The following is a 22,348-nucleotide window of genomic DNA, read 5'->3' on the forward strand; positions in this document are numbered from 1 at the left end:
AATCATTCTCATTCTCATGTACGGTGTGACGCGTGCTCATCCTCACCGACCCGCTCAGCTCTGCCTTTCTGGTGCGCGCCCTCATCGGCGGGGCCCTTGTGGCCGTGATCTGCGGCGTGGTCGGCACCTGGGTGGTCATTCGGGGCATGGCGTTTCTCGGCGAGGCGATCGGCCACGGCATGCTGCCCGGAGTGGCGCTGGCGACCGTGCTCGGTCTGCCCGTCCTGCTGGGTGCAGCGGTCAGCGCCGTCGCGATGAGCGCCGCGATCGGTCTGCTGCAGCGCCGCGGGCGCCTGTCGTACGACACCAGCATCGGACTGCTGTTCGTGGCCATGCTGTCGCTCGGCGTCATCATCGTGTCGCACTCGCGCAGCTTCGCCACCGACGCCACCGCGTTGCTGTTCGGCGACATCCTGGCGATCGGCACCGCCGACATCACCGGACTCGCGATCGCCCTGGTCATCACCGTCACGGTCGCTGTCGTGCTGCACCGTTCCTTCGTCGCGACGGCCTTCGATCCGCGCATCGCCGCCAGCCTGGGGTTGCGGCCGCAGTTCGCCCACGTCGCCCTGGTCGGACTGATCACGCTCGCCGTCGTCGCCTCGTACCAGGCCGTCGGCACGCTGCTCGTCGTCGCGCTGCTGCTCGCACCCGCTGTCGCCGCGCGCGCGTGGACGACCCGCATCCCCGCCACCATGGCGCTCGCCGCCGTTGCGGGCACCGTCGCCGTGGTGCTCGGGCTACTCGCGTCCTGGTACTTCGGTACATCCGCGGGCGCCTCGATCGCGGGAGCGGCGATCGTGCTCGCGGCACTGTCATCGGGCATCCGATCGCTCGTGAGCCGTCCTACCCGTCACGCCCTCCCGAACCGTCACACCGTCTCGACTCGTCACGCCCTCCCGACTCCGCAAAGGACCGCATGAAGATCCGCAGACCCGTCGCCGCCCTGCCGGCGCTGCTCGCTGTCACGATCGTGACCGCGTGCGCGTCGCCGACGACCGGCGCCGCCTCCGACACGACCGCTCCGGATGCCGGGAACTCGGCCGGACACGGTGAGATCGCCGGCGCCGCCGAGGTCGCCGAGGCGCCGCTGGCGCTGCTGTCGGTCGACCGGGACGGCGGTGTGGGGATGCTTGATCTCGCCTCTGACGAGAGCGTCGACCTGGGGCGCATCCCGCTGGCGGGCGGTGCGGCGCCGACCGCGCTGGCCAGCGACGGGCGCTACGGCTTCGTCAGCACCGGCGATGGACTGCAGATCATCGACAGCGGGCGATGGAGCTGGCATCACGGAGATCACTTCCACTTCTACCTGGCTGAACCGCGCATCATCGGCGACGTGCCGGGAGAGGGGCCGGCGACCGTCAGCACGGGCCCGCTGTCGACCGCGGGCACGACGGGGGTGTTCTTCGCCGGATCCGGCGAGGCCGTGCTGCTCGATAACGAGGCGCTGGCCGACGGCGAGATCGTCGAACTCTTCCGCATCGACACCGGTGCGAACGACGGGGTGGTCGCGCCCCTCGGGTCGGGCGCCGCGGTGGCGGCCGACGACCGCATCGACATCCTCGACGCATCCGGCGCGACGGCCGGCTCGTCGGAGCCGTGCGTCGCCGCGTCGGGCGCGGTCACCACGACCGTCGGCCTGGTCGTCGGCTGCGCCGACGGTGCCGTGCTGGCCACCGTCGACGACGCGCAGGCATCGTTCGAGCGCATTCCGTACCCGGGCGACGTGACCGCCGAGCGGGCGACGACTCTCGACGGACGCAAGGGGCGCACCGCCGTCGCGGGCGCGGCCGGAGACGACGGCTTCTGGCTGCTCGATGCGCGCGAACGCGCCTGGGAGTTCGTTGCCACCGACGCCGCGCTCGTGCACGTCAGCGCCGTCGACGACGAGGCCGAACACGTCGTCGGCGTCGATCGGGACGGTCGGGTGCACGTACACAGCGCGGAAGGCGTCGTCGTGACCGATCCGGTGGTGACCGGCGCGGTCGGCTCGTTGACGGTCGACGCGCGGCGGGCTTACCTCAACGATCCCGAAGAGGGTGTCGTGATCGAGATCGACTTCGCCGACGCGGGGCGCGTTGCGCGCGTGCTGTCGACGCCGACTCACCCCTGGCTGATGGCGGAGGTGGGGCGATGAAGCGGATGCGACGGCCCGCACTGGTCGCCGCGGTTGCTCTGGTTGCTCTTGTCGGCGGTGGTCTGGTCGGATGCGCTCCCGCCACGGCCGGGTCCGACCGCCCGCAGGTCATCGTCACCACGAATATCCTCGGCGATGTCGTCGAGAACCTCGTCGGTGACGAAGCGCAGGTGACGACGCTGATGAGGCCGAACGCCGACCCGCACTCCTTCGAGATCTCGGTGCAGCAGGGCGCGCAGCTCGACGCCGCCGACCTGGTGATCTCCAACGGGCTCGGCCTCGAAGAAGGCCTGCAGCAACACCTCGACCGCGTCGCCGAGAGCGGCGTGACCCAGGTCGTCGCGGGGGAGCACATCTCGGTGCTCGACTACACCGACACGGATGCCGGAGGCGCGCCCGACCCGCACTTCTGGACAGACCCCGCGCGCATGCTCGACGTCGTCGATGCCATCGAGGTGGCGCTGATCGGCATCGACGGCGTCGATGCGTCGCAGATCACCGCCAACGGCGAGGCGTACCGCGACGAGCTGGAAGCTCTCGATGCCGAGATGACCGAAGCGTTCACGGCGATCCCCGTCGAGCGACGCGCGCTGGTCACCAACCATCACGTCTTCGGATACCTTGCCGAGCGCTTCGACTTCCGCGTCGTCGGTGCGGTGATCCCCGGCGGCAGCACGCTCGCCGCGCCCAGCGCCGCAGACCTGCGCGAACTGGCATCCGCCATCGACGAAGCGGGCGTTCCCACGATCTTCGCCGAGTCCTCGCAACCCGACCGCCTCGTTCAGGTGCTCGCGGCCGAGGCGGGCGTCGAGGTGGCGGTCGTCGAACTGTTCACCGAGTCGCTGACCGAGCCCGACGGCGAGGCCGGCACCTATCTGACCATGATGCGCGCCAACACCACGCGCATCGCCCACGGGCTGGGCTGACGCCCGCCCCTGTCCCGCCCCGTCCCGGGGCATGCACCGAGAGGAACACATGAAGAAGTACACCAGAACGGGAGCGGCCGTCGCGGCGCTCGCCGGCGTCTCGCTGCTCGTCGCCGCCTGCGCGAGCCCCGCGGATGCCGGTGACGCGGCGGCACCGGCATCCGACTCCGCCGGACACGAGCACTCCGACGGTCGGGTGGCGGTGGCGTTCGAGGGCGGCGTCGCCGTGCTCGACGCCGAGACGCTCGAGGTGATCGAGGAGTTCGAGACCGAGGAGTTCATCCGGCTGAACCCGTTCGGCGACGGCCGCACCGTCGCCGTCACCACATCGGAGGGGTTCCAGCTGCTCGACACGGCGACCCCCCAGCTGACCGACTTCGTCTTCCCGGCGACCGCGCCCGGACACGTGGTGCCGCACGAGGGGCGCACGGCGCTGTACGACGACGGCACCGGCACGACGACGATCCTCGACACGGATGCGTTCGCGGACGGCTACGACGTGCAGCCCGAAACCTCGACGTACGTCGCCGATGACGCGCACCACGGCGTCTCGATCGTGCTCGAAGACGGCCTGCTGCTGACCACGGTCGGCGATGAGACGTCGCGCAGCGGAGCGGTCGCGCTGCATCCGCACGATGACCACTGGCACGACGAGGCGACGAGCGACCAGTGCCCGGGCATCCACGGTGAGGGCACGGCACAGGACGAAGCCGTCGTGTTCGGGTGCGAGAGCGGCGCGCTGTTGTTCGTCGATGAGGAGTTCGTGAAGCTCGACTCTCCTGATGAGTTCGGACGCGTGGGAAACATGTTCGTCTCAGAGACCAGCCCGATCGCCGTCGGAGACTACAAGAATGATCCGGATGCCGAGGGTTACCTGCTCGATGCGGTGACGCTGATCGACACCGCCGCGCGCACGCTTGACGTTGTCGAGCTGCCCGACGAGGTGCGGTACACGTTCCGCGATATCGCGCGTGGTCCGGGTGACCTTGCCTACATCCTCTCTGCCGATGGGCAGATCCACGTGCTCGACCCGGAGTCGGGTGAGCTGACTGCCGCGTACCCCGTGGTCGCGCCGTGGGAGAGCCCCGCGCAGTGGCAGGAGGCCCACCCGGCGATCAAGGTGCACGGTGACATCGCGTACGTCACCGAGCCGGCCGCTGATGCGGTGCACGCAGTCGACCTCACCTCTGGTGACGTGATCGCTACGGTCACGTTGGGGCACACCCCCAACGAGATCGCGCTCGCCATCGGCTGAGGGGCTTCGCGCGGCTGAGCGGCTTCACTCGGCTGACGAAGCAGGAACCGGCGGAGGGGGCTGTGCCCCTCCGCCGGTTCTGTGTGTGTGGACGCGTCAGTCGGCGTCGGTGTGCTCTGCGTTATCCGCCGTGGCGTTGGTCGTGGCGGATGCTGCGGTGCGCTGCTTTGCCGGCTGCTTCGCGGGCTGCCCGGCGGGGTCGGTCGGGGCAGGCTGCGCCATGCCCGAGCCGATGCCGCGGCCGACGGCCTGGCCCTGGATGATGGCGGCCAGGTCGAGACCGGTGGCGGCGTTGACGCTGTCGAACACGGCGCGCATCGCCTTGGCGTTGTCGCCGCCGATGACGTCGGATGCCCCGTCGTCGCCGCTGCCGCCGATGATCGACACGTTGCCGATCGCGGAGTAGCCCTTGGCGAACTCCGACATGATGGCCGGGAGCACGTCGAGCACGCGCTGCGACAGGAAGGCCTCCTGGTTGGAGGCGATCGCGTTCGCCTCTGCCTCGACGGCGGCCGCGCGGGCCTCACCCTCGGCACGGATGGCTTCTGCTTCGGCGTGGGAGCGCAGGCGGCGGGCCTCGGCTTCGGCTTCCGCCTGTGCGCGCAGCGCGTTGGCGTCACCGGCGGCCTTCGCTTCGGCAGCGGCGGCTTCACCGGCCGCGCGGGCGCGGTCGGCTTCTGCCTGCTGCTCGGCGATGCGGGTGCGGGCCTCGGCCTGCTTGATCTGTTCGATCGCGGCGGCCTCGGCAGACTTCTCACGGGTGAACAGGTCGGCCTGCGCGCGGGTCTCGGCCTCGTAGCGCTGCGCGTCGGCGACGCGCTTGACGTCGGCGTCGAGCTGGGCCTGTCGGTTCTCGGCCTGCTGCTGCAGGACGGCCTGCTCGGCCTGGGCGCGGGCGAGGTGCTCGGCCTGCTCGGCTTCGGCGCGGGCGCGGCCGATGCCGGCGTTGGCGTTTGCCGTGTTGGTGTCGAGCGCGGTCTGCTCGATCAGGTTCGCCTCTTCGTTGGCGATGTGCTTCTGGTTGATCGCGCGGTCGGCGTTGGTCTGCGAGATCTCGGCGGCCTGACGCTTGGCCTGGATCTCGGGGGCACCGAGTGACTGGATGTAGCCGACGGCGTCGGTGATGCCCTTGATCTGGAACGAGTCGAGGATGAGTCCCTGCTCGGCGAGCTCGTGCGAGACGTCGGAGGCGATCTGGTCGGAGAACTTCTTGCGCTCGCGCATGAGCTCGACGACCGACAGGGTGGCGACGATGCCGCGCAGGGCACCTTCGAGCTGTTCGGTGGTGAACTGCTCGATCGCTTTGTCCTGCGATGCGAAGCGCTCGGCGGCGCGGCGCACGTACAGCGGGTCGGAGCCGATCTTGACGATGGCGACGCCGTCGACGTTGAGCGTGACGCTGTCGAGCGACTGCGCCTCGGCGTTGAGTGACACCTGGCGTGAGCGCAGCGAGATGATCTCGTGGCGCTGCGTGATCGGGTTGACCAGCGACTTGCCGTTGACGATCACGGTGACCGGCGATTCGGCGAGTTCTGAACTGGTCGAGCCGTCCGGGTTGATGAGGGCGCGCTGCACCTTCTGTTTGCGACCCGAGATGACGAGCGCCTCGTCGGCCCGCGCCACCTTGATCCAGCTGCGTGCGAACAGCAGCATGATCAGTAGGACGACGATGGCGGCGACGACGGCGATGCCGATGATCAATAGGATGCCGACGATTCCGGCGATCTCCATGGTTTCTCCCTAATGGTTGCGTTCCCCTCGAAGGCAACCCCCACACACCTTGCCAGAGCCGGGCGCAGTACTCGACCCCCAAAAGTTGTCACGCGTAACTGGTGCGCACTCCGTCGCACTGCCGCGCGTTCCCTGGCGCGAGCTACGCCGCGAGGCTGTAGCGCGCCAGACCGCCCCGCCGGGGTGTTCGCGACGGGTCCACGCTGGGCGGTGGGATGAGCCACACTGCGGCCGATGCGCCGGTGCCGTCGATGCGGATGTCCCACCCGTTGTCGTGGATGCGGTGATGACAGGTCTCGCAGAGCAGGACGCCGTTGTCGAGATCGGTCGGTCCGGCATCTCGTTGCCACCATGTGATGTGGTGGGCGCGTGTCATTTCGGGCGGCAAGCCGCACATCGCGCATCCGCCGTCGCGTTCTGCCAGTGCCAGACGCTGTGCGGAGGTGAAGAAGCGACGTTTGAGTCCCCAGTCGAGCGGTTCGCTGTCGGATCCGAGCACGCAGGGGATGACACCGCCGGATGCTGCCATGCGGCGCACGGCGCCGATGCTGACGGCGGTGTCTGAGCCGTCGAGGGTGCCGTAGCCGGTGCCGTCGGTCAGATCGCTGAGGTCGACGCGCACGATCACCGTTGCGCCGGCCAGGGCCGGGGCGTCGTTGTCGCACCCGATGACGTGCGCGCAGAGCGTGGTGAGTGCGTCGGCCTGCAACTGCGGGACGGTGCGGTGATCGGCGTCGGGGGCGTCGGGATCGATGGCGTCTTTGCGGGCGGCGAACTGCGCGGAGACGTATCCGTTGATCGCGGCGCGCAGGGGAGCCGCCGCCTCGAGATCGAAGACACCGTTGAGATGGAATGCGCCGTCGCGTTCGAACATGGTCACCGAACGCTGCGCGCGGATCTCGTCCTCGCGCGGGGCTACACCGTCGGGATCGAGCCAGGCCTCGGCGCGGGCCAGCAGCTTGCGCACGTCGTCTACCGAAAGACCGGAGGCCTTCTCGACCAACTGTTCCTCAGCGGCGGCGAGGTGCTCGGGCGTGACCTTGAAGCGGACCTTGTCGAGCAGCGCGATGATCAAACCCGATGTGCTGGCGCCCAGGGCGCCCGCCCACAGTGCGGACTGCACTGCAGGGTACTTGGCGGGGAGTCGGTCGCCCACCAGGTCTGTGCGCGGCGCGGTCGCTTCTCCGACGCGGACCTGTCGAGAGGCCTCGGCCGTCGAGATGCCCGTCGTGGTGGCGATCATCTGCGTCGCGTTGCGGAATCCCTGCTGCTTCGCCAGCGAGTCGGGCCCCAGGCTCGTCCGAGATTCGGACGCGATGCCCGCCGCGATCTCGGTCTGCAGCGCATCGGTGAGACGGCGCACAGCGCCGAGCGCGTCGTTCGCATCGATCAGCTGCGCGCGGGTGAGGTCGGTCGCGTCGTGCGCACCTGACCAGGCTGCGTGCAGGCGTTCGATCGCCTCACTCAGCGGGGTCAGGTGGTTGGTCATGAGACCAGGCTACGGCGATTCGGATGTGTAGTCAAACATTTGTTCGAGTCTTCTCGGAAGTGTGCCGAGATTCCGGCATCCAACGTTCGAACCATACGTGCACATATTCGCTACTATCTTCGACTATCGCGGAGTTTCGATGTGAGCTCCAGCAGGCTGCGCAGTTCGTCGTCGTCGAGCGCTGCCATCGTCTCGGCGATCGAACGCCCGTGCGTGGTGGCGACCTGCCGGAACGCGCGCGCGCCGGCATCCGTCGCGGTGAGCACTGAGCCGCGGCCGTCGTCGGGGTCGGCGCTCTTCGTGACCAGGCCGCGGTCGACCATCCGGTCGACGAGGCGTGACACGCTGGGCTGGCTGATCAGCATGTTCGTGGTGACGTCGCGCAGGCGCACGGTCATCTGCGGCGCGCGTACGACGGTGAGCAGCACGTCGTACTCGGCCTGGGTGATCGGTGCGTCGTTGAAGTCGGAGCTCATGGCGGTGAAGAGCTCGTGTTGCGCGCGGAACAGGCTTTCCCACGCGCGGAGCGCCAGTTCGCGGTCTGTCATGTCGACAAGCGTAGTGCGGCGCGAAGCGCGGCCGGCGGATGCATGAGGGCCGGCCGGAGAGGCGTCCGGCCGGCCCTTGTCCCTTGCACCAAGAGTGTCCTGCAATCACATGCGGTGGATGCCACAGCAAACATTCACCGTGCGATCACTCTATAACGGCGAGGTAACGAGTGCAACGGTTTGGTCACGGAAATCTGAGGTGTGTCTGTGCCGCATCAACGAGGCCCGGGGCGAGATCCAACACCAGCAACGCGGCGGCGACGTGGGTCGGATTGTCTTCGACCTTGATGATCGACAGTTCGTTGGCCCGTGATACCCGACGCTCCACGGTGTTCCTGTGCAGGTACAGCTGCGCTGCGGCGCGTGTGGTGTTGAAGCCGCACTGCACGTAGGTGAGCATCGCTTCTCGCAGGGTCGCGTCCGCCGTCGCCAGCGGGCCGAGGGCCTTGGTCACGAACCGCTGGGCACCGGCGCGATCCTTCGTGAGGCTGTCGATGAGCTCGACGTCGCTGTACACGGTGAATCGGCGATTCGACTCGAGTCGTGTGAGCATCACGTGGGTGGCAAGAGCGTCCTGATGGCTGGAACGGAACGCCTCGAGGCCTTCGCCCGGTTTGCCGAGAGCAGCGCGGACGACTCCCGCCCCCGATGCCGCCTTCTCGATCTGGTGCCGGTCGGGTGCGTCGGGGCCGGACAGCCAGACCCAGCGTGAGGCCACGCTGGCACGTGCCACGAGCATGGCGCCCGCGCGCGCGACGGTGCGTAGCGCGGCCACCGCCCTGTCGAGGGCGCCGTCGTGATCCGGGGCATCCGTCCACAGGATGACGGCGACGTGCCGGCGCCCTAGTCGGTAGCCCAGTCGTTCCTCAGCGACGCTCTGCGTCATCGGCGCACCGCCGACGATCAGCTGCAGCATGGCGAGCGTCTGGGCGTCTGCATTGCCCATCGACGCCGCAAGGTTGACCTCGCGCAGCACCGCCACCGAGTCGAGCGCGTACTGCATCAGCGAGTGCGCCGACACGTCCAGCACCTCGACGAGCAGAGCAGGATCGGAACAGCGCGCCACGCAGACCTCCAGCCATCGTCGCCATGCGATCGACATCGCTGCCCGCCACCCCGCGACGTAGTCGGGGGTGATGCCCCGTGAGACGAGATCCGCGATGTACGCCTCCGACCTCGGCCCGACATAGGGGTCCACACGACGCCCCGGATGCTGGATGTTCGACGTGAGCCAGTGCACGGTGTCGGCGCGCAGGAGTTCACGATCCTCGGCCAGGAGCGACGCATCCGCGAGCAGCGCCGCATTGCCGTGCGCTTGGGCCATCGCGGTCGATTCGGCGAAGGCATCCGCGAAGCTGTCCGCGTCGGCCAGGAGATGCTCGCAGATCGAACGAAGCATCGCAGCTGCCGCGGGGCTGGGCAGGGTCCACAACTCTTCCATCCCAGCAGTCTGCCCTCGCACCCCGGCGTTTGTCGCCGGTCCTCGCATTCATTCGGCCAAGGCGTGTGCATGTTGCACCTGCATCGCCAGAAGCAGGTGCGTCCTGACGTGGCGACCGGAACAGGTCGCCGATCAGACTTTGGAAAGCAGTCGTCGAGGTACAAGGAGTCAAGGATGACCGACAGGAGTTCTGACGTGGTCGAGGAGTTCGACATCGTCGTCATCGGGGCGGGGATATCGGGAATCGGCGCGGCGACGTACTTCAGCCGAGAGCTCCCCGGAAAGTCGCTGGTCGTACTCGAGAGCCGGGAGAACATCGGCGGAACGTGGGATCTGTTCCGCTACCCGGGCATCCGCTCGGACTCGGATCTGCACACCTTCGGCTACGAGTTCAAGCCGTGGCGTCACGAGAATGCGATCGCCGACGCACCGTTGATCCTGGACTACCTTCACGAGACGGTCGACGAGAACGCGCTCTCACCTTTGATCCGAACGGGGCACCGCGTGCGGAGCGCGGAGTGGTCCTCGGCGGACGCGAGGTGGACACTCACCGTCGCGACGACGGATGCCACCACCGGGGCGACCGTGACGAAGACGATCCGGGCGGGGTGGGTGTTCGCCGCGACCGGCTACTACCGCTACGACGAGGGGTACGCCCCGACCTTCGCCGGGAGCGACGACTTCGAGGGCACCATCGTGCATCCGCAGCACTGGCCGGAAGACCTCGACTACAGCGGCAAGAAGGTCATCGTGATCGGCAGCGGCGCCACCGCCGTGACTGTGGTGCCGGCCATGATGAAGGGGTCCGGAGCCGCCGCGCACGTCACGATGCTGCAGCGCACCCCCACCTACGTCATGCCGCTGCCGCGTGTCGACCGCCTCGCGCTCGCCCTCACGAAGGTGCTCGGCGAGAAGCGCGGGTATGCGGCGACGAGGTTCAAGAACATCTGGCAAGAGCACTTCATGATCGAGGCTCTCCGTCGGTTCCCCCGCGCCGGACGCGCCCTGATACGCCGCAAGAACATCAAGAGCCTCGGCAACGACTTCGATGTCGACACGCACTTCAACCCGCCCTACGACCCCTGGGACCAGCGGTTGTGCGCAGCGCCCGACGGCGACTTCTTCCAGACGCTCAAAGCGGGTGACGCCTCGATCGTCACGGGTGGCATCGCCCGGTTCAGCGAGCGCGGGGTGGTGTTGAACTCGGGCGAAGAGCTCGAGGCCGACATCATCGTGACCGCGACCGGCCTCAACCTTCAGCTCTTCGACGGCATGCCGATCGTCGTCGACGGGCGTCAGATCGACGTCGTCGACACGGTCGCGTATCGCGGAACGCTGCTCAGTGGCATCCCGAACTTCTCGATGGCGATCGGCTACACCACCTCTTCCTGGACTCTCAAGGTGGGCTTGCTCTGCCGCTACGTCATCGATCTCGTGAAGCACATGGACGCGCGCGGGTTCGACACGGTCGTGCCCGTGGCGACCCCGGGCATGGAGACCAAGCCGCTCATGGATCTCCAGTCGGGGTACGCCAAGCGCGGCGAGAGGATGCTGCCACGGCAGGGCAGGGCGAAGCCGTGGCGCACGATGATGTCGTACCCGCAGGATGCCAAGGCGCTGCGCGGTCCGGTCGTCGACGAACACCTCAGGTTCGGGACCAGGACCGGGCCCAGCCCGATCATCGAAGAACGAGTCGCTCATGTGTGAGCTCTCTGCGGCGAGCGTCGACCGGTTCGCCACGGCGCCCTCCGGAACGCGGATCTGCTTCCGCGATGCGGGTGACAAAGACGATCCGGCGATCATGCTCATCGCCGGACTCGGCGAAGACCTCACGTCGTGGACCGAATCGGTCGTGACCGCACTGGTCGAGCAGGGCTTGCGAGTGATCTCCATCGACAACCGTGACGTCGGGCAGTCCACCTTCGCGACAACGCCGCCACCCGGAGTGTGGCGTCAAGTGCTCGCGCGTCCGCGAGCCGACGGCTACACGCTGGCGGACATGGCTCAGGACGCGGTGGGCGTACTGGATCATCTCGGCATCGAGCGCGTGCACCTCGTCGGCAGGTCGATGGGCGGCATGATCGCGCAGACGATCGCGGCGACGCTGCCAGATCGTGTGGCGTCGCTGACGTCGATCTACTCGACGACGGGGGCGCGCAGGGTCGGTCAGCCCGCGCGATCGAGCCTTCGGATGCTGATGGGGCCCGATCCGCGAAACAGGACGGATGCGGTGCGCGCTCACCTGCGGCTCACGAGACATATCGCCGGGAAGGACTTTCCGATCGACGACGCGGTTGAGGCCGCCATCGCCGCCCGCATCTGGGATCGGGCCGCGGGCGACCTGGGGGCCGGAGGGGCGCGGCAGATCCAAGCCATTCAGCTATCGGGTGACCGCACTGCGCAGCTGCGCGGCATCACCGCACCCACGCTCGTCATCAACGGAGACCGCGATCTGCTGGTCGCCGAGACCGGCGGCGCGGCCACCGTCAGGGTGATCCGCGGGGCGCGGCACATCGTGATCCCCGGGATGGGGCACCACATGCCCGAGTCCCTGGTCGAGACGATCACCGGGTACATCGGGCAACACGTTGACCGTGTCCGCCAGGCGGTTCCCTCGGCACATCGGAAAGGAACAGGCCAATGATCGAAACGCTGTTCATCATCGCAGCCCTGTGGTTGGCCTTCGTCGGCCTCGTCTTCGGGGTGAAGTTCATCCGCGGGTATCGCAACTACCTTCTGGGCATCGAGTGGATCATCGTCGGAACCTCGGCGATGAACTTTCTGCTCTGGTCGGTGCTCGGCGGCGACCCGAAGAACCCCATGTACACCCTCGCGTACTTTCTCGACGCGTTCTCCCGGTCGTTCGGATTCACACTCGTCCTGATCCTCGGGCTGATGATGGTGACGCAGCGCTACAAGCCGGCGCTCTGGCACGAGATCGGCGCCTTCGCCCTCTCGATCGCGGGCGGTGCCTACCTGGTGACGCTCCATCAGGAGGGCATGTACGAGGGCGGTCCGGCGACGTTCTTGGTCGTCACGAACCTGATCGCATCGGTCTTCGTGTTCTTCTTCGCGACGCGGGTCTGGCGTGCGGGCGCGAAGGGGTGGGCCGTGGCGACCACGGCGATCACGCTGGTGGCGATGGTGATCGCGGCCAGTTACGACTTCTTCCCGTGGCCGTTCGATGACGCCTACCGCACGTACTTCTACACCGCTGCGCTGGCGACGTGGGGTACGCAGGGGTTCGTCTACTACTTCGGCTATAAGGCGGTGCACGCGCACAATGCGCGGGCCGATTCCGCTTCGGCCCTGCAGAACGCGAAGGTCGCGTCATGAATCCCGAACCGCATTCGAAGGAGAAGAAGCCCATGAAGGCCGTCGTGTTCCGTGACCCGGACAACCGCGTATCCCTCACCGACGTCGAGCTCGCAACGCCGAAGGCCGGTGAGGTGCGGGTCAAGATCGCGGCCGCCGGGGTCTGCCATTCCGATCTGCACGTGCGCCGGGGAGAATGGCCGGCGCCCGCGCCGATGGTGATGGGTCATGAGGGATCCGGCGTCGTCGTCGAGGTCGGTGACGGAGTCACGTCGCTCGCGGTCGGCGATCACGTCGTGCTGTGTTGGGTGCCGCCCTGCGGCGAGTGCCGCTACTGCCTGCAAGGGCGCGAAGCGCGCTGCCAGAAGGTTGCAACGGTTGTCGCTCCCCAGGGCGTGCTGTTCGACGGCACGTCGCGGCTCAGCATCCGCCACAGCGATGGTGACGATGAGCCCCTGCACCACTACCTCGGCGTCTCTTCGTTCGCAGAAGAGGTGATCGTTCCGGCATCCGGGGCCATCAAAGTGCGCGACGACGCACCGCTCGACGTCATCGCGGTGGTCGGCTGCGCGGTCGCGACCGGTGTGGGCGCGGTCACCAACACGGCGGGGGTCGAGCCGGGATCGACCGTCGCGGTCATCGGATGCGGGGGAGTGGGCCTCAACGTGGTGCAGGGTGCCAAGCTCGCGGGCGCTGAGCGGATCGTCGCGATCGATGTCGTACCCGAGAAGACCGAGGCGGCGATGCAGTTCGGCGCGACGGATCGCATCGATGCCTCGCAGGGTGGCGCGGTGCAGCAGCTCTTCGCGCTCATCCCCGACGGCGTGGACTACGCCTTCGACGCGATCGGTCGCACGGTCACGACCGAGCAGGCGATCCACATGCTCGGTCTGGGCGGCGCCGCGGTGATCGTCGGGCTGCCGCCCGCCGGCGCCCGCGCATCGTTCGAACCGCTCGTGCTCGCCGAGGCAGATCAGCGCATCATCGGGTCGAACTACGGCTCGGTGCGCCCGTCGGTCGACATTCCCGCGCTCGTCGACCGGTACATGGATGGCCAGCTCCAACTCGACCCGCTGATCTCGGGCCGCAGGCCTCTCTCGGAAGCAGCCGAGGCGCTGGACGATCTCGCGGCGGGCGGCGTCTTGCGCACGCTCCTCATCCCCTGAGCCGGGGTCGCGGCAGCTCTCGCCTCATGGGCTGACCGATCACCCGCCCGCGGACGCCGCTGGGTTTGCCGTCGTTGACAACGAGGCATACCGTGGCCCGCATGGAGTGGATGTGGGTGGCCGGTGCGGGCCTGCTGGTGTTCGGAGCGGCAGTCTGGTCGACAGGGGCGCTGATGGCACGGTCGCGGCGTCGTCGCATCGGGCGCGGCGCGGCCGAGGCCACCCGCGGCGACTGACAGCACACACGGTCAGTCCATGGGCTGAACGGTCACCCGCCCGCGGCGGCGTTCTCGTCAACCACGGCGTCGCGGAACGCCGCCCGGCGTAGCGCAACGGCGTGCGCGTCGTCCGCACTGTACTCGGCAGAACGGATCAGCGCGCCCAGCGGTAGATTCCCCGCGACCAGCCGAGTGGCTACGTCGTGCGTGACACCGAGCTCGACCGCGATCTCGTCGGCGGTCGCGCCGTGCGCCCGTCGCCGGGCGAACGCCGCCTCGGCGAGATCGACAGCATCGTTCAGCGCGCGAGCCCGGTCCGCCGCCGCCTGTACGGCGCTCCGAAGGTCACCCGCACCGCCGCCGTGCTGCACGACGACGGCATCCGCTTTGTCGACCGCGACGAATCGGATGCCGTCCGTCGGGCGGCCGTGGTCGATCCAATCGACCAGCGCGGCGCGGCCGGTGGGCGGCATGGGCAGGTCGTCGAACGCCGCGTCGAGCGGGAACCAGCGCAGCTCGCCCTCGGTGCAGGTGATCGGTGCCTCGCGGTCGTCGCGTAGCCGCCCGGCGAAGTAGTAGTTGATGCGCACCTCGTCGCCCATCTCGCGCACCGCGACGCACCGCAGACCGAAATCCACGAGGTCTTCTTCGGTGAGACCGACCTCTTCGCGAAGCTCTCGAAGAGCGCCCTGTGCAGGGTCGGTGGTCTCGCCGTCGTCGAGGTGCCCGCCGATCCCGACGTACGAGTCGGGGATGACGCGCGAGCCCCGACGCAACAGCAGCAGCACCTCATCGCCGCGGTGTATCCACACCGACGTCATCTGTCGAACCCTCATCGCCGCCTCCGCTCGCCTCTTGCGCCGATACCAGTCTGGTCAACGGAGCGCCGCCCTGCTTTACTTGCGCTCGAAGGACCCTATGACACCGCACGCACCGACGCGAGGAGTGACCATGGCCGACAAACCCAACGTTCTCATCATCTGGGGTGATGACATCGGGATCTCGAACCTCAGCACCTATTCGGATGGCTTGATGGGTTATCGCACGCCCAACATCGACCGCATCGCCGACGAGGGTGTGAAGTTCACCGACTACTACGGCGAGCAGAGTTGCACGGCGGGCCGTGCCGCGTTCCTCACCGGCCAGAACCCGTACCGCACGGGGCTCACCAAGGTGGGGATGCCGGGGGCGAAGCTCGGCCTTCAGCCCGAGGACCCGACGCTCGCCGACGCCTTCAAACATCACGGCTACGCCACCGGACAGTTCGGCAAGAACCACCTCGGCGACCGCGACGAGCACCTGCCCACCGCGCACGGCTTCGACGAGTTCTTCGGCAACCTGTACCACCTCAACGCCGAAGAGGAGCCCGAGCACCCGGACTATCCGACCGACGAGGAGTTCCCGGGGTTCACCGAGCGGTTCCGCCCGCGCGGCGTGCTGCGCTCCTGGGCGAACGCCGACGGCACCCAGCGCATCGAAGACACCGGACCTCTGACCAAGAAACGCATGGAGACGGTCGATGAGGAGTTCCGCGACGCCGCCGCCGACTTCATCCGTCGGCAGGCCGACGATGACAACCCGTTCTTCGTGTGGTTCAACTCGACGCACATGCACTTCCGCACGCACACCAAACCCGAGAGCAAGGGACGCGCCGGGCGATGGCACTCCAACTACCACGACACCATGCTCGATCACGACGACCTCGTGGGCAGCCTGCTCGACCTTCTCGATGAACTCGGGCTCGCCGAGAACACCATCGTGATGTACTCCACCGACAACGGCCCGCACATGAACAGTTGGCCGGACGCTGGCATGACACCGTTCCGCAATGAGAAGAACTCCAACTGGGAGGGCGCGTACCGGGTGCCCGCCATGGTGCGCTGGCCCGGACACATCCCGGCCGGCACGACGTTGAACGGGATCGTGAGCCACAACGACTGGTTCGTCACCCTGCTCGCGGCCATCGGCGACGACGACATCGCCGACCGGCTCAAGGCCGGAACCGAACTGCACGGCACCGACTTCAAAGTGCACCTCGACGGGCTCAATCAGCTCGACTACATCACCGGCGCCGCCGACCACAGCCCGCGTCGGCACTTCTTCTACGTCTCGGATGACGGCGACCTCACGGCGCTGCGCTTCGAGAACTGGAAGCTGGTGTTCCTCGAGCAGCGCGCCGTCGGCACGTTGAGCATCTGGCAGGAACCGTACATCGAACTGCGCTTTCCGAAGCTGTTCAACCTGCGCACCGACCCTTACGAACGGGCCGACATCACCTCGAACACCTACTGGGACTGGGTGCTCGATCACGTCTTCCTGTTCGTGCCCGCGCAGGCCTATGTGGCGCACATGCTGCAGACGCTCGTCGAGTTCCCGCCGCGGCAGAAGTCGGCGTCGTTCACGATCAATCAGGTGATGGCCAAGCTCGACTCCACCGTCGGCAGCTCCTGACGATCACCTCGGTCGGCCTCCGTGGGATGGCCGGCCGAGGTCGGATGCTGCCGCTCGACCCCGTACGATAGAACGCGGCGTGTCGGGAAGTCTGGTCGACGAAGTCCGTTACCCCCACCCGAAGGACGTCTTCACTATGGCCAAGAAGCCCTCCCGGTTCGCGCGAGTGCGCAACATCTTCCCCACCACGTCGCGCGCAGAGTCCCTGCGCGTCGGAGAGATCCTGCGCAAGGAAGCTGTCGGCGGCATCCTGCTCGTGGCCCTCGCCGCGATCGCCCTGGTGCTCGCCAACTCACCGTGGTCTGATGCCTATTTCAGCCTGCGCGACTTCGAGATCGGGTACGAGCCATGGCACCTCAAGCTGAGCCTCGGTGCGTGGGCGGCCGACGGACTGCTGGCGATCTTCTTCTTCCTCGTCGGTCTCGAGCTCAAGCGCGAGTTCGTCTCGGGTGACCTGCGCCAGTTCAGCACCGCTGTGGTGCCGATCGTCGCCGCCATCGGCGGTGTGATCGTTCCCGCTGGCATCTACCTGGCGATCGCCGCAAGCTCGCCGGATGCCGCACGGGGCTGGGCCATTCCCACCGCTACTGACATCGCCTTCGCCGTCGCCGTGCTCGCCCTGATCGGCTCGCACCTGCCCAGCGCGCTGCGTGTGTTTCTACTGACCCTCGCGGTGGTCGACGACCTGATCGCCATCGGCATCATCGCGATCTTCTACACCGAGACGATCGACCTGCTGCCGCTGGTCGCCGCTCTCGTCGTGATCGTGATCTACGGCGTGATCGCCCAGCGCTACCGCGACTTCTTCCACCTGCGCCCGTCGGCGGCATGGCTCATCCTGCTGCCGATCGGCGTCATCGCCTGGGCGTTCATCCACGCCTCGGGCATCCACGCCACGATCGCGGGTGTGCTGCTGGGCTTCACGATTCCGGTGCTGCACAAGCGCGGCCTGCGCGGACCAGACGCCGGTCCCGGGCTGGCCGAGATCTTTGAGCACCGTTTCCGTCCGCTCTCGACCGGTTTCGCCGTGCCGATCTTCGCGTTCTTCTCGGCGGGCGTCGCACTCGGCGGTGCGGAGGGCATCGCCTCGGCGTTCGCCGACCCGATCGTCATCGGCATCATCGTCGCGCTCGTCGTCGGCAAGCCGATCGGCATCACCCTCGCCACGTGGGCGATCACTCGCATCCGCCGCATTGATCTCGATCCGTCGCTGCGCTGGATCGACATCACCGGCGTCGGTCTGCTCGCCGGTATCGGCTTCACCGTCTCGCTGCTGGTGGCCGAGCTCAGCTTCGCACCGGGCAGCCCGGCGTACGACCACGCGAAGGTCGCGATCCTCGCGGCATCCGTGCTGGCCGCGACGGTGGCCTCCATCCTGCTCGGATCGCGCAACCGTCGCTACCGCAAGATGGCCCTCGCCGACGAACAGAACTGACGCGTTGATCTGACGCGAGACGCGCCCCGGCCCATGCGGCCGGGGCGCGTCGCTATGCCCACGTGACCATTCGGTGAACATCCTCGCCTGAGTTTGCGGCCTGATTCGACATGCATCAATATAGAAACATGTCGAATCAAGCCGTAGTCACCCCGTCGGGCCGGGCGGTGTCCCGCCTCTCGACGCTCGATCGCTGGCTGCCCCTGTGGATCGCGCTCGCCATGATCGGTGGGCTGCTGCTGGGCCGCCTCGTCCCGGGCGTCTCCGACCTGCTCGCACGCCTCGAGGTCGGCGGCATCTCGATCCCGATCGCCCTCGGCCTGCTGGTGATGATGTACCCCGTGCTGGCCAAGGTGCGCTACGACCGGGTCGCCGCGGTCACGGGTGACAAGCGTCTGCTGATCTCCTCGCTCGTGCTGAACTGGCTGATCGGCCCCGCACTGATGTTCGTGCTGGCATGGACCTTCCTGCCCGATCTGCCCGAGTACCGCACCGGCCTGATCATCGTGGGCCTGGCGCGCTGCATAGCCATGGTCATCATCTGGAACGACCTCGCCTGCGGCGACCGCGAAGCGGCGGCCGTGCTCGTGGCCATCAACTCGGCATTCCAGGTCGTGGCCTTCGCTCTGCTCGGCTGGTTCTACCTCACCGTGCTCCCGGGCTGGCTGGGACTCGACACCCAGGGGCTCGATGTCTCGATCGGCCAGATCGCCCTCAACGTGCTGATCTTCTTGGGGGTTCCCCTCGTCGCCGGCTTCGCCTCGCGGTACATCGGCGAACGCCGCCGCGGGCGCGACTGGTACGAGCAGCGCTTCTTGCCGCGCGTCGGCCCGTGGGCCCTGTACGGCCTGCTGTTCACCATCGTGCTGCTGTTCGCCCTGCAGGGCGAGCGCATCACCTCGCAGCCGTGGGATGTCGCCCGCATCGCCGTTCCGCTGCTGGCCTACTTCGGGATCATGTGGTTCGTGGGGTTGCTCACCGGCAAGGCGATCGGCCTGGGCTACGCCCGCTCGACGACCCTGGCGTTCACCGCCGCGGGCAACAATTTTGAGCTCGCCATCGCCGTCGCCATCGGCACGTTCGGAGCCGCCTCGGGTCAGGCACTCGCCGGAGTGGTCGGCCCGCTGATCGAGGTTCCCGTGCTCGTCGGCCTCGTCTACGTCTCACTGTGGGCGGCACGCCATTGGTTCGGCACCGACCCCCGCACCGACATCGCCACTCCCGCTGCCACGGACACGCGCACGCACACCGAGAGGACACCCTCGTGAAGATCTACCCCAAGGACCTTGACGCCTGCACCCCCGTCGCGACGCACGCCATCGGGCAGGACGCCGCCGCCGGTGTCGCCGCCACCCTGAAGGCGCTGGCCGACCCGCTGCGGCTGCGGATGCTCTCGGCCATCGCCGCCGACCCGCGCGGAGAGTCGTGCGTCTGCGACCTGGCCGAGCTCGCCGATGTCTCGCAGCCGACGATCTCGCACCACCTCAAGGTGCTCAAAGACGTCGACGTGCTCCGCTCGGAACGCCGCGGCACCTGGGTCTGGTACCGCATCACTCCCGGGCGGCGTGCCGCCGTCACCGCGCTGCTCGACTCGTTCGCACCCGCCGCGGTTGCTCCGGCATCCGACGCGCCTGCTGCCGACGACGCACCGCGCCCCGACTTCGATGCGCGCGTCACCCACCTCGCCGAGCAACTGGCCGCAGAGACGCCCGCGCTCGCCGCGGACGTCGTCTTCAGCACCGTGCGCGAGTCGTACACCGCCCTCGCCCGCACCGCCCGCGTGACCTCGGCGCTGATCCCGCTCACCGAGCGGTTCGCCCGCCAGCGCCTCGCCGACCTGATGCGCGACCGCGCGGTCGATCCGCCGCAGGTGCTGTTCGTGTGCGTCGCCAACGCCGGGCGCTCGCAGCTCGCCGCGGCACTGGTCAACCAGATCGCCGACGGAAAGGTGATCGCACGCTCCGCCGGCTCGCGCCCGGCCGACAGCATCCACCCCCAGGTGCGTTCGCTGCTCGCCGAGATCGAGCCAGACGCTTCCGACACGCGCTTCCCGAAACCCCTCACCGACGACGCCGTGCGGGCCGCCGACGTCGTCATCACCATGGGCTGCGGCGACGTGTGCCCGGTGATTCCCGGCATCCGCTACGAAGACTGGGCGGTGGGCGATCCCGCGCTGGCATCCGATGAAGGCGTCGCGGCGATCCGCGACGACATCGCCGCCCGCGTCCGCACCCTCGTCGATACCCTCACCCACGCACAGGAGTCCTGATGACCACGCCCTCCGTCCTCTTCGTCTGCGTCCACAACGCCGGACGCTCGCAGATGGCCGCCGGCTTTCTGCGCCACCTCGCCGGCGACCGCATCGAGGTGCGTTCGGCCGGATCCATGCCCGCCGAGCAGATCAACCCGGTCGCCGTGCAGGCGATGGCCGAACTCGGCATCGACATCACCGCCGAACAGCCCAAGGTGCTCACCACCGAGGCCGTGCAGGCCTCGGACGTCGTCATCACCATGGGATGCGGCGACGCCTGCCCGTTCTTCCCCGGCAAGCGCTACGAAGACTGGAAGCTCGACGACCCCGCCGGGCAGGGCCTCGACGCGGTGCGCCCCATCCGTGACGACATCCGTCACCGCATCGAGCAGCTCATCGCCGAACTGGTCTGAGGCGACGTCGCGATCAGCGCGGGTCCGCCCGAACCGAGCGGCCGCTGGCCGCTGGGCATCCCGGCGGTCGCGCAGGTGCTGCGCGTGGGAAGACCTCGAGATCGTGCAGCACTGGTGCTCATTCCTCGACGACCCGAAACGGTACTTGAGACACCTGCTCGACTAGGCCGCCGCGAAGGCGTGATGCAGCTTGTGCGGGTTGCAGACCTGGCGGATGCCGCAGACGCGGCCATCGCCGTCGAACTCCAGCGTCAGCACATCGACCCGACCCGAGTGAGCCAGAGCCAACGCCGGCTCGCCGTTGACCTCGATCACATCGAGGGTGAACGGCGTCGCCGCATCGTAGGCCGCGGCCTTCTGCAGCACGCCCAGGTAGAACCGGCGCACCTTCTCGGCGCCGAAGATCGGGTTGAGTGCGGCACCGACGACCCCACCGCCGTCCGACCACAGGATCGCATCGTCGGTGAGCAGATCGAACAGCGTCGACAGATCGCCGCCGCGCAGAGCATCCACCAGTGCCGACAGGGCGACGGGATCGGCGGGCTTCGGCGTGGGAGCATCCGCATCGAGACCGAGCCGCCGCTCACCGCGTGAGATCAACTGGCGCACCGCGGCGGGGGACTTCTGCAGAATGCCCCCGATCTCGACGGCGGTCATCGCGTACGCCCGATGAAGCACGACGGCAGCCCGCGCCTCGGGCGTCAGCTGCTCGGCCACATGCAGCAACGCCAACGACAGCATCTCGCGGTCGGCGACGGCGTCTTCGGGCAGCCGGTCTGTGGTCACCGGCTCAGGCAGCCAATGGCCCACGTAGTCCTCGCGCACGGCCGACAGCATCCGCACCCGGTCGATCGAGCGGCGCACGCACGTCGTGGTCAGCCATGCCGGCCACGAGCGCACGGCGCCGGCATCCGCCCGCTCGGCCGTCAGCGCATCGACCGCGACCTCCGAGACGACGTCCTCGGCATGGCCGAGGTCTCCCAGCATCCGATAGGCGATCCCGATCAGGCGACCGCGCTCGGCGTCCCAGGCGCGGGTGGCAGCGGTGGCGGCGCTCATGCACGCCACGCTACCGCCGTTCACACGATCGGATGCTTCGCATCGACCGGCGGCAGCATCTGCGTGGCGATGGCGATGCGGTTCCAGATGTTGATCGTGCAGATCGCCATCACGAGGCCGCCGAGCTCGCTTTCGCTGAAGTGCTCGGCCGCGGCATCCCAGATCTCGTCGGTGACCGTGTCGGGGCCGAGCTGCGTGACCGCATCGGTGAGGGCGAGGGCGGCCAGCTCGCGCGGCTCGAACAGGTTGTGGGCGTGCTGCCAGGCCCCGACCGCGTGCAAGGTTCGCTGCGGGATGCCGTGCTTCGCCCCGACCGTCGCGTGCATGTCGACGCAGAAGCCGCAGCCGTTCAGGATCGACGCGCGCAGCTTGATCAGCTCGTACAGGCGCTTGTCGACCGCCTTGCTCGAGTACGCCTCCATTCCCAGTACGGCCGCGTAGCCGAGCTTGTTCGTGCGTGCCATGTCGATCCTGGTCATGATCGCCCTTTCTCAGGTCGTCGGGGCGGCCTGT

21 protein-coding genes are annotated in these 22,348 nt (G+C 68.1%); 14 read left to right on the top strand and 7 right to left on the bottom strand.

Annotated elements, in window-relative coordinates; genetic code table 11:
• Positions 1-32 precede the first annotated feature (32 nt).
• From aztB to aztD, 4 genes are read left to right on the top strand one after another with little or no spacing between them, the layout of a single operon-like run.
• Positions 33-923 carry a zinc ABC transporter permease AztB gene (aztB, locus tag ACLD0U_RS01105; RefSeq protein WP_179409132.1) on the top strand — a complete coding sequence of 297 codons (891 nt, stop codon included), beginning with the start codon at positions 33-35 and terminating at the stop codon, positions 921-923.
• Positions 920-2,137, top strand: a complete 1,218-nt coding sequence (locus tag ACLD0U_RS01110; RefSeq protein WP_410339572.1) for an ABC transporter — start codon at positions 920-922, stop codon at positions 2,135-2,137. The genes aztB and ACLD0U_RS01110 overlap by 4 nt, the downstream gene beginning before the upstream one ends.
• 5 nt (positions 2,138-2,142) lie before the next feature.
• Positions 2,143-3,063, top strand: coding sequence for a zinc ABC transporter substrate-binding protein AztC (gene aztC, locus ACLD0U_RS01115; protein ID WP_410340256.1), 921 nt, complete (start codon positions 2,143-2,145; stop codon positions 3,061-3,063).
• Positions 3,064-3,112: 49 nt separating this feature from the next.
• Positions 3,113-4,318, top strand: a complete 1,206-nt coding sequence (aztD, locus tag ACLD0U_RS01120) for a zinc metallochaperone AztD (protein WP_410339573.1) — start codon at positions 3,113-3,115, stop codon at positions 4,316-4,318.
• A 96-nt stretch (positions 4,319-4,414) separates the two neighbouring features.
• Here the strand turns inward: aztD and ACLD0U_RS01125 are convergent, their stop codons facing one another.
• The 4 genes from ACLD0U_RS01125 to ACLD0U_RS01140 all read right to left on the bottom strand — a co-directional run bounded on the left by ACLD0U_RS01125 (position 4,415) and on the right by ACLD0U_RS01140 (position 9,527).
• Entirely contained in the window at positions 4,415-6,049 is a 1,635-nt protein-coding gene (locus ACLD0U_RS01125) for an SPFH domain-containing protein (protein WP_410339574.1), read from the bottom strand.
• 142 nt (positions 6,050-6,191) lie between these two features.
• On the bottom strand, positions 6,192-7,538 hold the full coding sequence (locus ACLD0U_RS01130) for a DUF222 domain-containing protein (RefSeq protein WP_410339575.1): 1,347 nt from the start codon (positions 7,536-7,538) through the stop codon (positions 6,192-6,194).
• Between the two features lie 113 nt (positions 7,539-7,651).
• Positions 7,652-8,086, bottom strand: coding sequence for a MarR family winged helix-turn-helix transcriptional regulator (locus ACLD0U_RS01135; protein ID WP_410339576.1), 435 nt, complete (start codon positions 8,084-8,086; stop codon positions 7,652-7,654).
• A gap of 184 nt (positions 8,087-8,270) precedes the next feature.
• Positions 8,271-9,527, bottom strand: coding sequence for a PucR family transcriptional regulator (locus ACLD0U_RS01140; protein ID WP_410339577.1), 1,257 nt, complete (start codon positions 9,525-9,527; stop codon positions 8,271-8,273).
• A gap of 174 nt (positions 9,528-9,701) precedes the next feature.
• On the opposite strand from ACLD0U_RS01140, the gene ACLD0U_RS01145 reads away from it, so the two are divergent.
• The 5 genes from ACLD0U_RS01145 (at position 9,702) to ACLD0U_RS01165 (ending at position 14,244) form a co-directional block, all read left to right on the top strand.
• Positions 9,702-11,234, top strand: coding sequence for a flavin-containing monooxygenase (locus ACLD0U_RS01145; RefSeq protein WP_410339578.1), 1,533 nt, complete (start codon positions 9,702-9,704; stop codon positions 11,232-11,234).
• Positions 11,227-12,171: an alpha/beta fold hydrolase gene (locus ACLD0U_RS01150; protein ID WP_410339579.1), complete on the top strand. Its 945-nt coding sequence runs from the start codon at positions 11,227-11,229 to the stop codon at positions 12,169-12,171. The genes ACLD0U_RS01145 and ACLD0U_RS01150 overlap by 8 nt, the downstream gene beginning before the upstream one ends.
• On the top strand, positions 12,168-12,863 hold the full coding sequence (locus ACLD0U_RS01155) for a hypothetical protein (protein ID WP_410339580.1): 696 nt from the start codon (positions 12,168-12,170) through the stop codon (positions 12,861-12,863). Before ACLD0U_RS01150 ends, ACLD0U_RS01155 begins: the two co-directional genes overlap by 4 nt.
• Positions 12,864-12,895: 32 nt before the next feature.
• Entirely contained in the window at positions 12,896-14,008 is a 1,113-nt protein-coding gene (locus ACLD0U_RS01160; protein ID WP_410339581.1) for an alcohol dehydrogenase catalytic domain-containing protein, read from the top strand.
• A 101-nt stretch (positions 14,009-14,109) separates the two neighbouring features.
• Complete coding sequence (locus ACLD0U_RS01165) at positions 14,110-14,244, top strand: hypothetical protein (RefSeq protein ID WP_410339582.1); 135 nt, start codon at positions 14,110-14,112, stop codon at positions 14,242-14,244.
• Between the two features lie 32 nt (positions 14,245-14,276).
• On the opposite strand, the gene ACLD0U_RS01170 is transcribed toward ACLD0U_RS01165, so the two are convergent.
• Positions 14,277-15,047, bottom strand: a complete 771-nt coding sequence (locus ACLD0U_RS01170) for an NUDIX domain-containing protein (protein WP_410339583.1) — start codon at positions 15,045-15,047, stop codon at positions 14,277-14,279.
• Positions 15,048-15,177: 130 nt separating this feature from the next.
• Between ACLD0U_RS01170 and ACLD0U_RS01175 the strand changes: the two genes are divergently transcribed.
• The 5 genes from ACLD0U_RS01175 to ACLD0U_RS01195 all read left to right on the top strand — a co-directional run bounded on the left by ACLD0U_RS01175 (position 15,178) and on the right by ACLD0U_RS01195 (position 20,776).
• On the top strand, positions 15,178-16,677 hold the full coding sequence (locus tag ACLD0U_RS01175; RefSeq protein ID WP_410339584.1) for an arylsulfatase: 1,500 nt from the start codon (positions 15,178-15,180) through the stop codon (positions 16,675-16,677).
• 136 nt (positions 16,678-16,813) lie between these two features.
• Complete coding sequence (gene nhaA, locus ACLD0U_RS01180) at positions 16,814-18,112, top strand: Na+/H+ antiporter NhaA (RefSeq protein ID WP_410340257.1); 1,299 nt, start codon at positions 16,814-16,816, stop codon at positions 18,110-18,112.
• 128 nt (positions 18,113-18,240) lie between these two features.
• On the top strand, positions 18,241-19,380 hold the full coding sequence (arsB, locus tag ACLD0U_RS01185) for an ACR3 family arsenite efflux transporter (RefSeq protein WP_224817235.1): 1,140 nt from the start codon (positions 18,241-18,243) through the stop codon (positions 19,378-19,380).
• Positions 19,377-20,381 (top strand): metalloregulator ArsR/SmtB family transcription factor, encoded by a 1,005-nt coding sequence (locus ACLD0U_RS01190; protein WP_410339585.1) that lies wholly within the window; start codon positions 19,377-19,379, stop codon positions 20,379-20,381. Before arsB ends, ACLD0U_RS01190 begins: the two co-directional genes overlap by 4 nt.
• The gene (locus ACLD0U_RS01195; protein WP_206550520.1) at positions 20,381-20,776 is read left to right on the top strand and encodes an arsenate reductase ArsC; all 396 of its coding nucleotides are present in this window, start codon (positions 20,381-20,383) and stop codon (positions 20,774-20,776) included. The genes ACLD0U_RS01190 and ACLD0U_RS01195 overlap by 1 nt, the downstream gene beginning before the upstream one ends.
• A gap of 162 nt (positions 20,777-20,938) precedes the next feature.
• On the opposite strand, the gene ACLD0U_RS01200 is transcribed toward ACLD0U_RS01195, so the two are convergent.
• Together ACLD0U_RS01200 and ACLD0U_RS01205 are read right to left on the bottom strand one after the other, a co-directional pair.
• Positions 20,939-21,835: a sigma factor gene (locus ACLD0U_RS01200; protein ID WP_206550519.1), complete on the bottom strand. Its 897-nt coding sequence runs from the start codon at positions 21,833-21,835 to the stop codon at positions 20,939-20,941.
• A gap of 20 nt (positions 21,836-21,855) precedes the next feature.
• Positions 21,856-22,314, bottom strand: coding sequence for a carboxymuconolactone decarboxylase family protein (locus ACLD0U_RS01205; protein ID WP_179409113.1), 459 nt, complete (start codon positions 22,312-22,314; stop codon positions 21,856-21,858).
• Positions 22,315-22,348: the final 34 nt, after the last annotated feature.

The organism is Microbacterium sp. 2216-1 (genome assembly GCF_046507855.1).
Taxonomy (GTDB): Bacteria; Actinomycetota; Actinomycetes; order Actinomycetales; family Microbacteriaceae; genus Microbacterium; species Microbacterium esteraromaticum_C.

What these genes read in the sequence shown, in the direction of transcription:
- ACLD0U_RS01130 (WP_410339575.1), bottom strand. Translation starts at nt 7,538, where the DNA reads ATGACCAACCACCTGACCCCGCTGAGTGAGGCGATCGAACGCCTGCAC.
- ACLD0U_RS01110 (WP_410339572.1), top strand. Translation starts at nt 920, where the DNA reads ATGAAGATCCGCAGACCCGTCGCCGCCCTGCCGGCGCTGCTCGCTGTC.
- arsB (WP_224817235.1), top strand. Translation starts at nt 18,241, where the DNA reads ATGTCGAATCAAGCCGTAGTCACCCCGTCGGGCCGGGCGGTGTCCCGC.
- ACLD0U_RS01125 (WP_410339574.1), bottom strand. Translation starts at nt 6,049, where the DNA reads ATGGAGATCGCCGGAATCGTCGGCATCCTATTGATCATCGGCATCGCC.
- ACLD0U_RS01200 (WP_206550519.1), bottom strand. Translation starts at nt 21,835, where the DNA reads ATGAGCGCCGCCACCGCTGCCACCCGCGCCTGGGACGCCGAGCGCGGT.
- aztD (WP_410339573.1), top strand. Translation starts at nt 3,113, where the DNA reads ATGAAGAAGTACACCAGAACGGGAGCGGCCGTCGCGGCGCTCGCCGGC.
- ACLD0U_RS01145 (WP_410339578.1), top strand. Translation starts at nt 9,702, where the DNA reads ATGACCGACAGGAGTTCTGACGTGGTCGAGGAGTTCGACATCGTCGTC.
- ACLD0U_RS01155 (WP_410339580.1), top strand. Translation starts at nt 12,168, where the DNA reads ATGATCGAAACGCTGTTCATCATCGCAGCCCTGTGGTTGGCCTTCGTC.
- aztC (WP_410340256.1), top strand. Translation starts at nt 2,143, where the DNA reads ATGCGACGGCCCGCACTGGTCGCCGCGGTTGCTCTGGTTGCTCTTGTC.
- ACLD0U_RS01205 (WP_179409113.1), bottom strand. Translation starts at nt 22,314, where the DNA reads ATGACCAGGATCGACATGGCACGCACGAACAAGCTCGGCTACGCGGCC.
- ACLD0U_RS01165 (WP_410339582.1), top strand. Translation starts at nt 14,110, where the DNA reads ATGGAGTGGATGTGGGTGGCCGGTGCGGGCCTGCTGGTGTTCGGAGCG.
- ACLD0U_RS01195 (WP_206550520.1), top strand. Translation starts at nt 20,381, where the DNA reads ATGACCACGCCCTCCGTCCTCTTCGTCTGCGTCCACAACGCCGGACGC.
- ACLD0U_RS01135 (WP_410339576.1), bottom strand. Translation starts at nt 8,086, where the DNA reads ATGACAGACCGCGAACTGGCGCTCCGCGCGTGGGAAAGCCTGTTCCGC.
- nhaA (WP_410340257.1), top strand. Translation starts at nt 16,814, where the DNA reads ATGGCCAAGAAGCCCTCCCGGTTCGCGCGAGTGCGCAACATCTTCCCC.
- ACLD0U_RS01150 (WP_410339579.1), top strand. Translation starts at nt 11,227, where the DNA reads ATGTGTGAGCTCTCTGCGGCGAGCGTCGACCGGTTCGCCACGGCGCCC.
- ACLD0U_RS01140 (WP_410339577.1), bottom strand. Translation starts at nt 9,527, where the DNA reads ATGGAAGAGTTGTGGACCCTGCCCAGCCCCGCGGCAGCTGCGATGCTT.
- ACLD0U_RS01160 (WP_410339581.1), top strand. Translation starts at nt 12,896, where the DNA reads ATGAAGGCCGTCGTGTTCCGTGACCCGGACAACCGCGTATCCCTCACC.
- ACLD0U_RS01170 (WP_410339583.1), bottom strand. Translation starts at nt 15,047, where the DNA reads ATGACGTCGGTGTGGATACACCGCGGCGATGAGGTGCTGCTGCTGTTG.
- ACLD0U_RS01175 (WP_410339584.1), top strand. Translation starts at nt 15,178, where the DNA reads ATGGCCGACAAACCCAACGTTCTCATCATCTGGGGTGATGACATCGGG.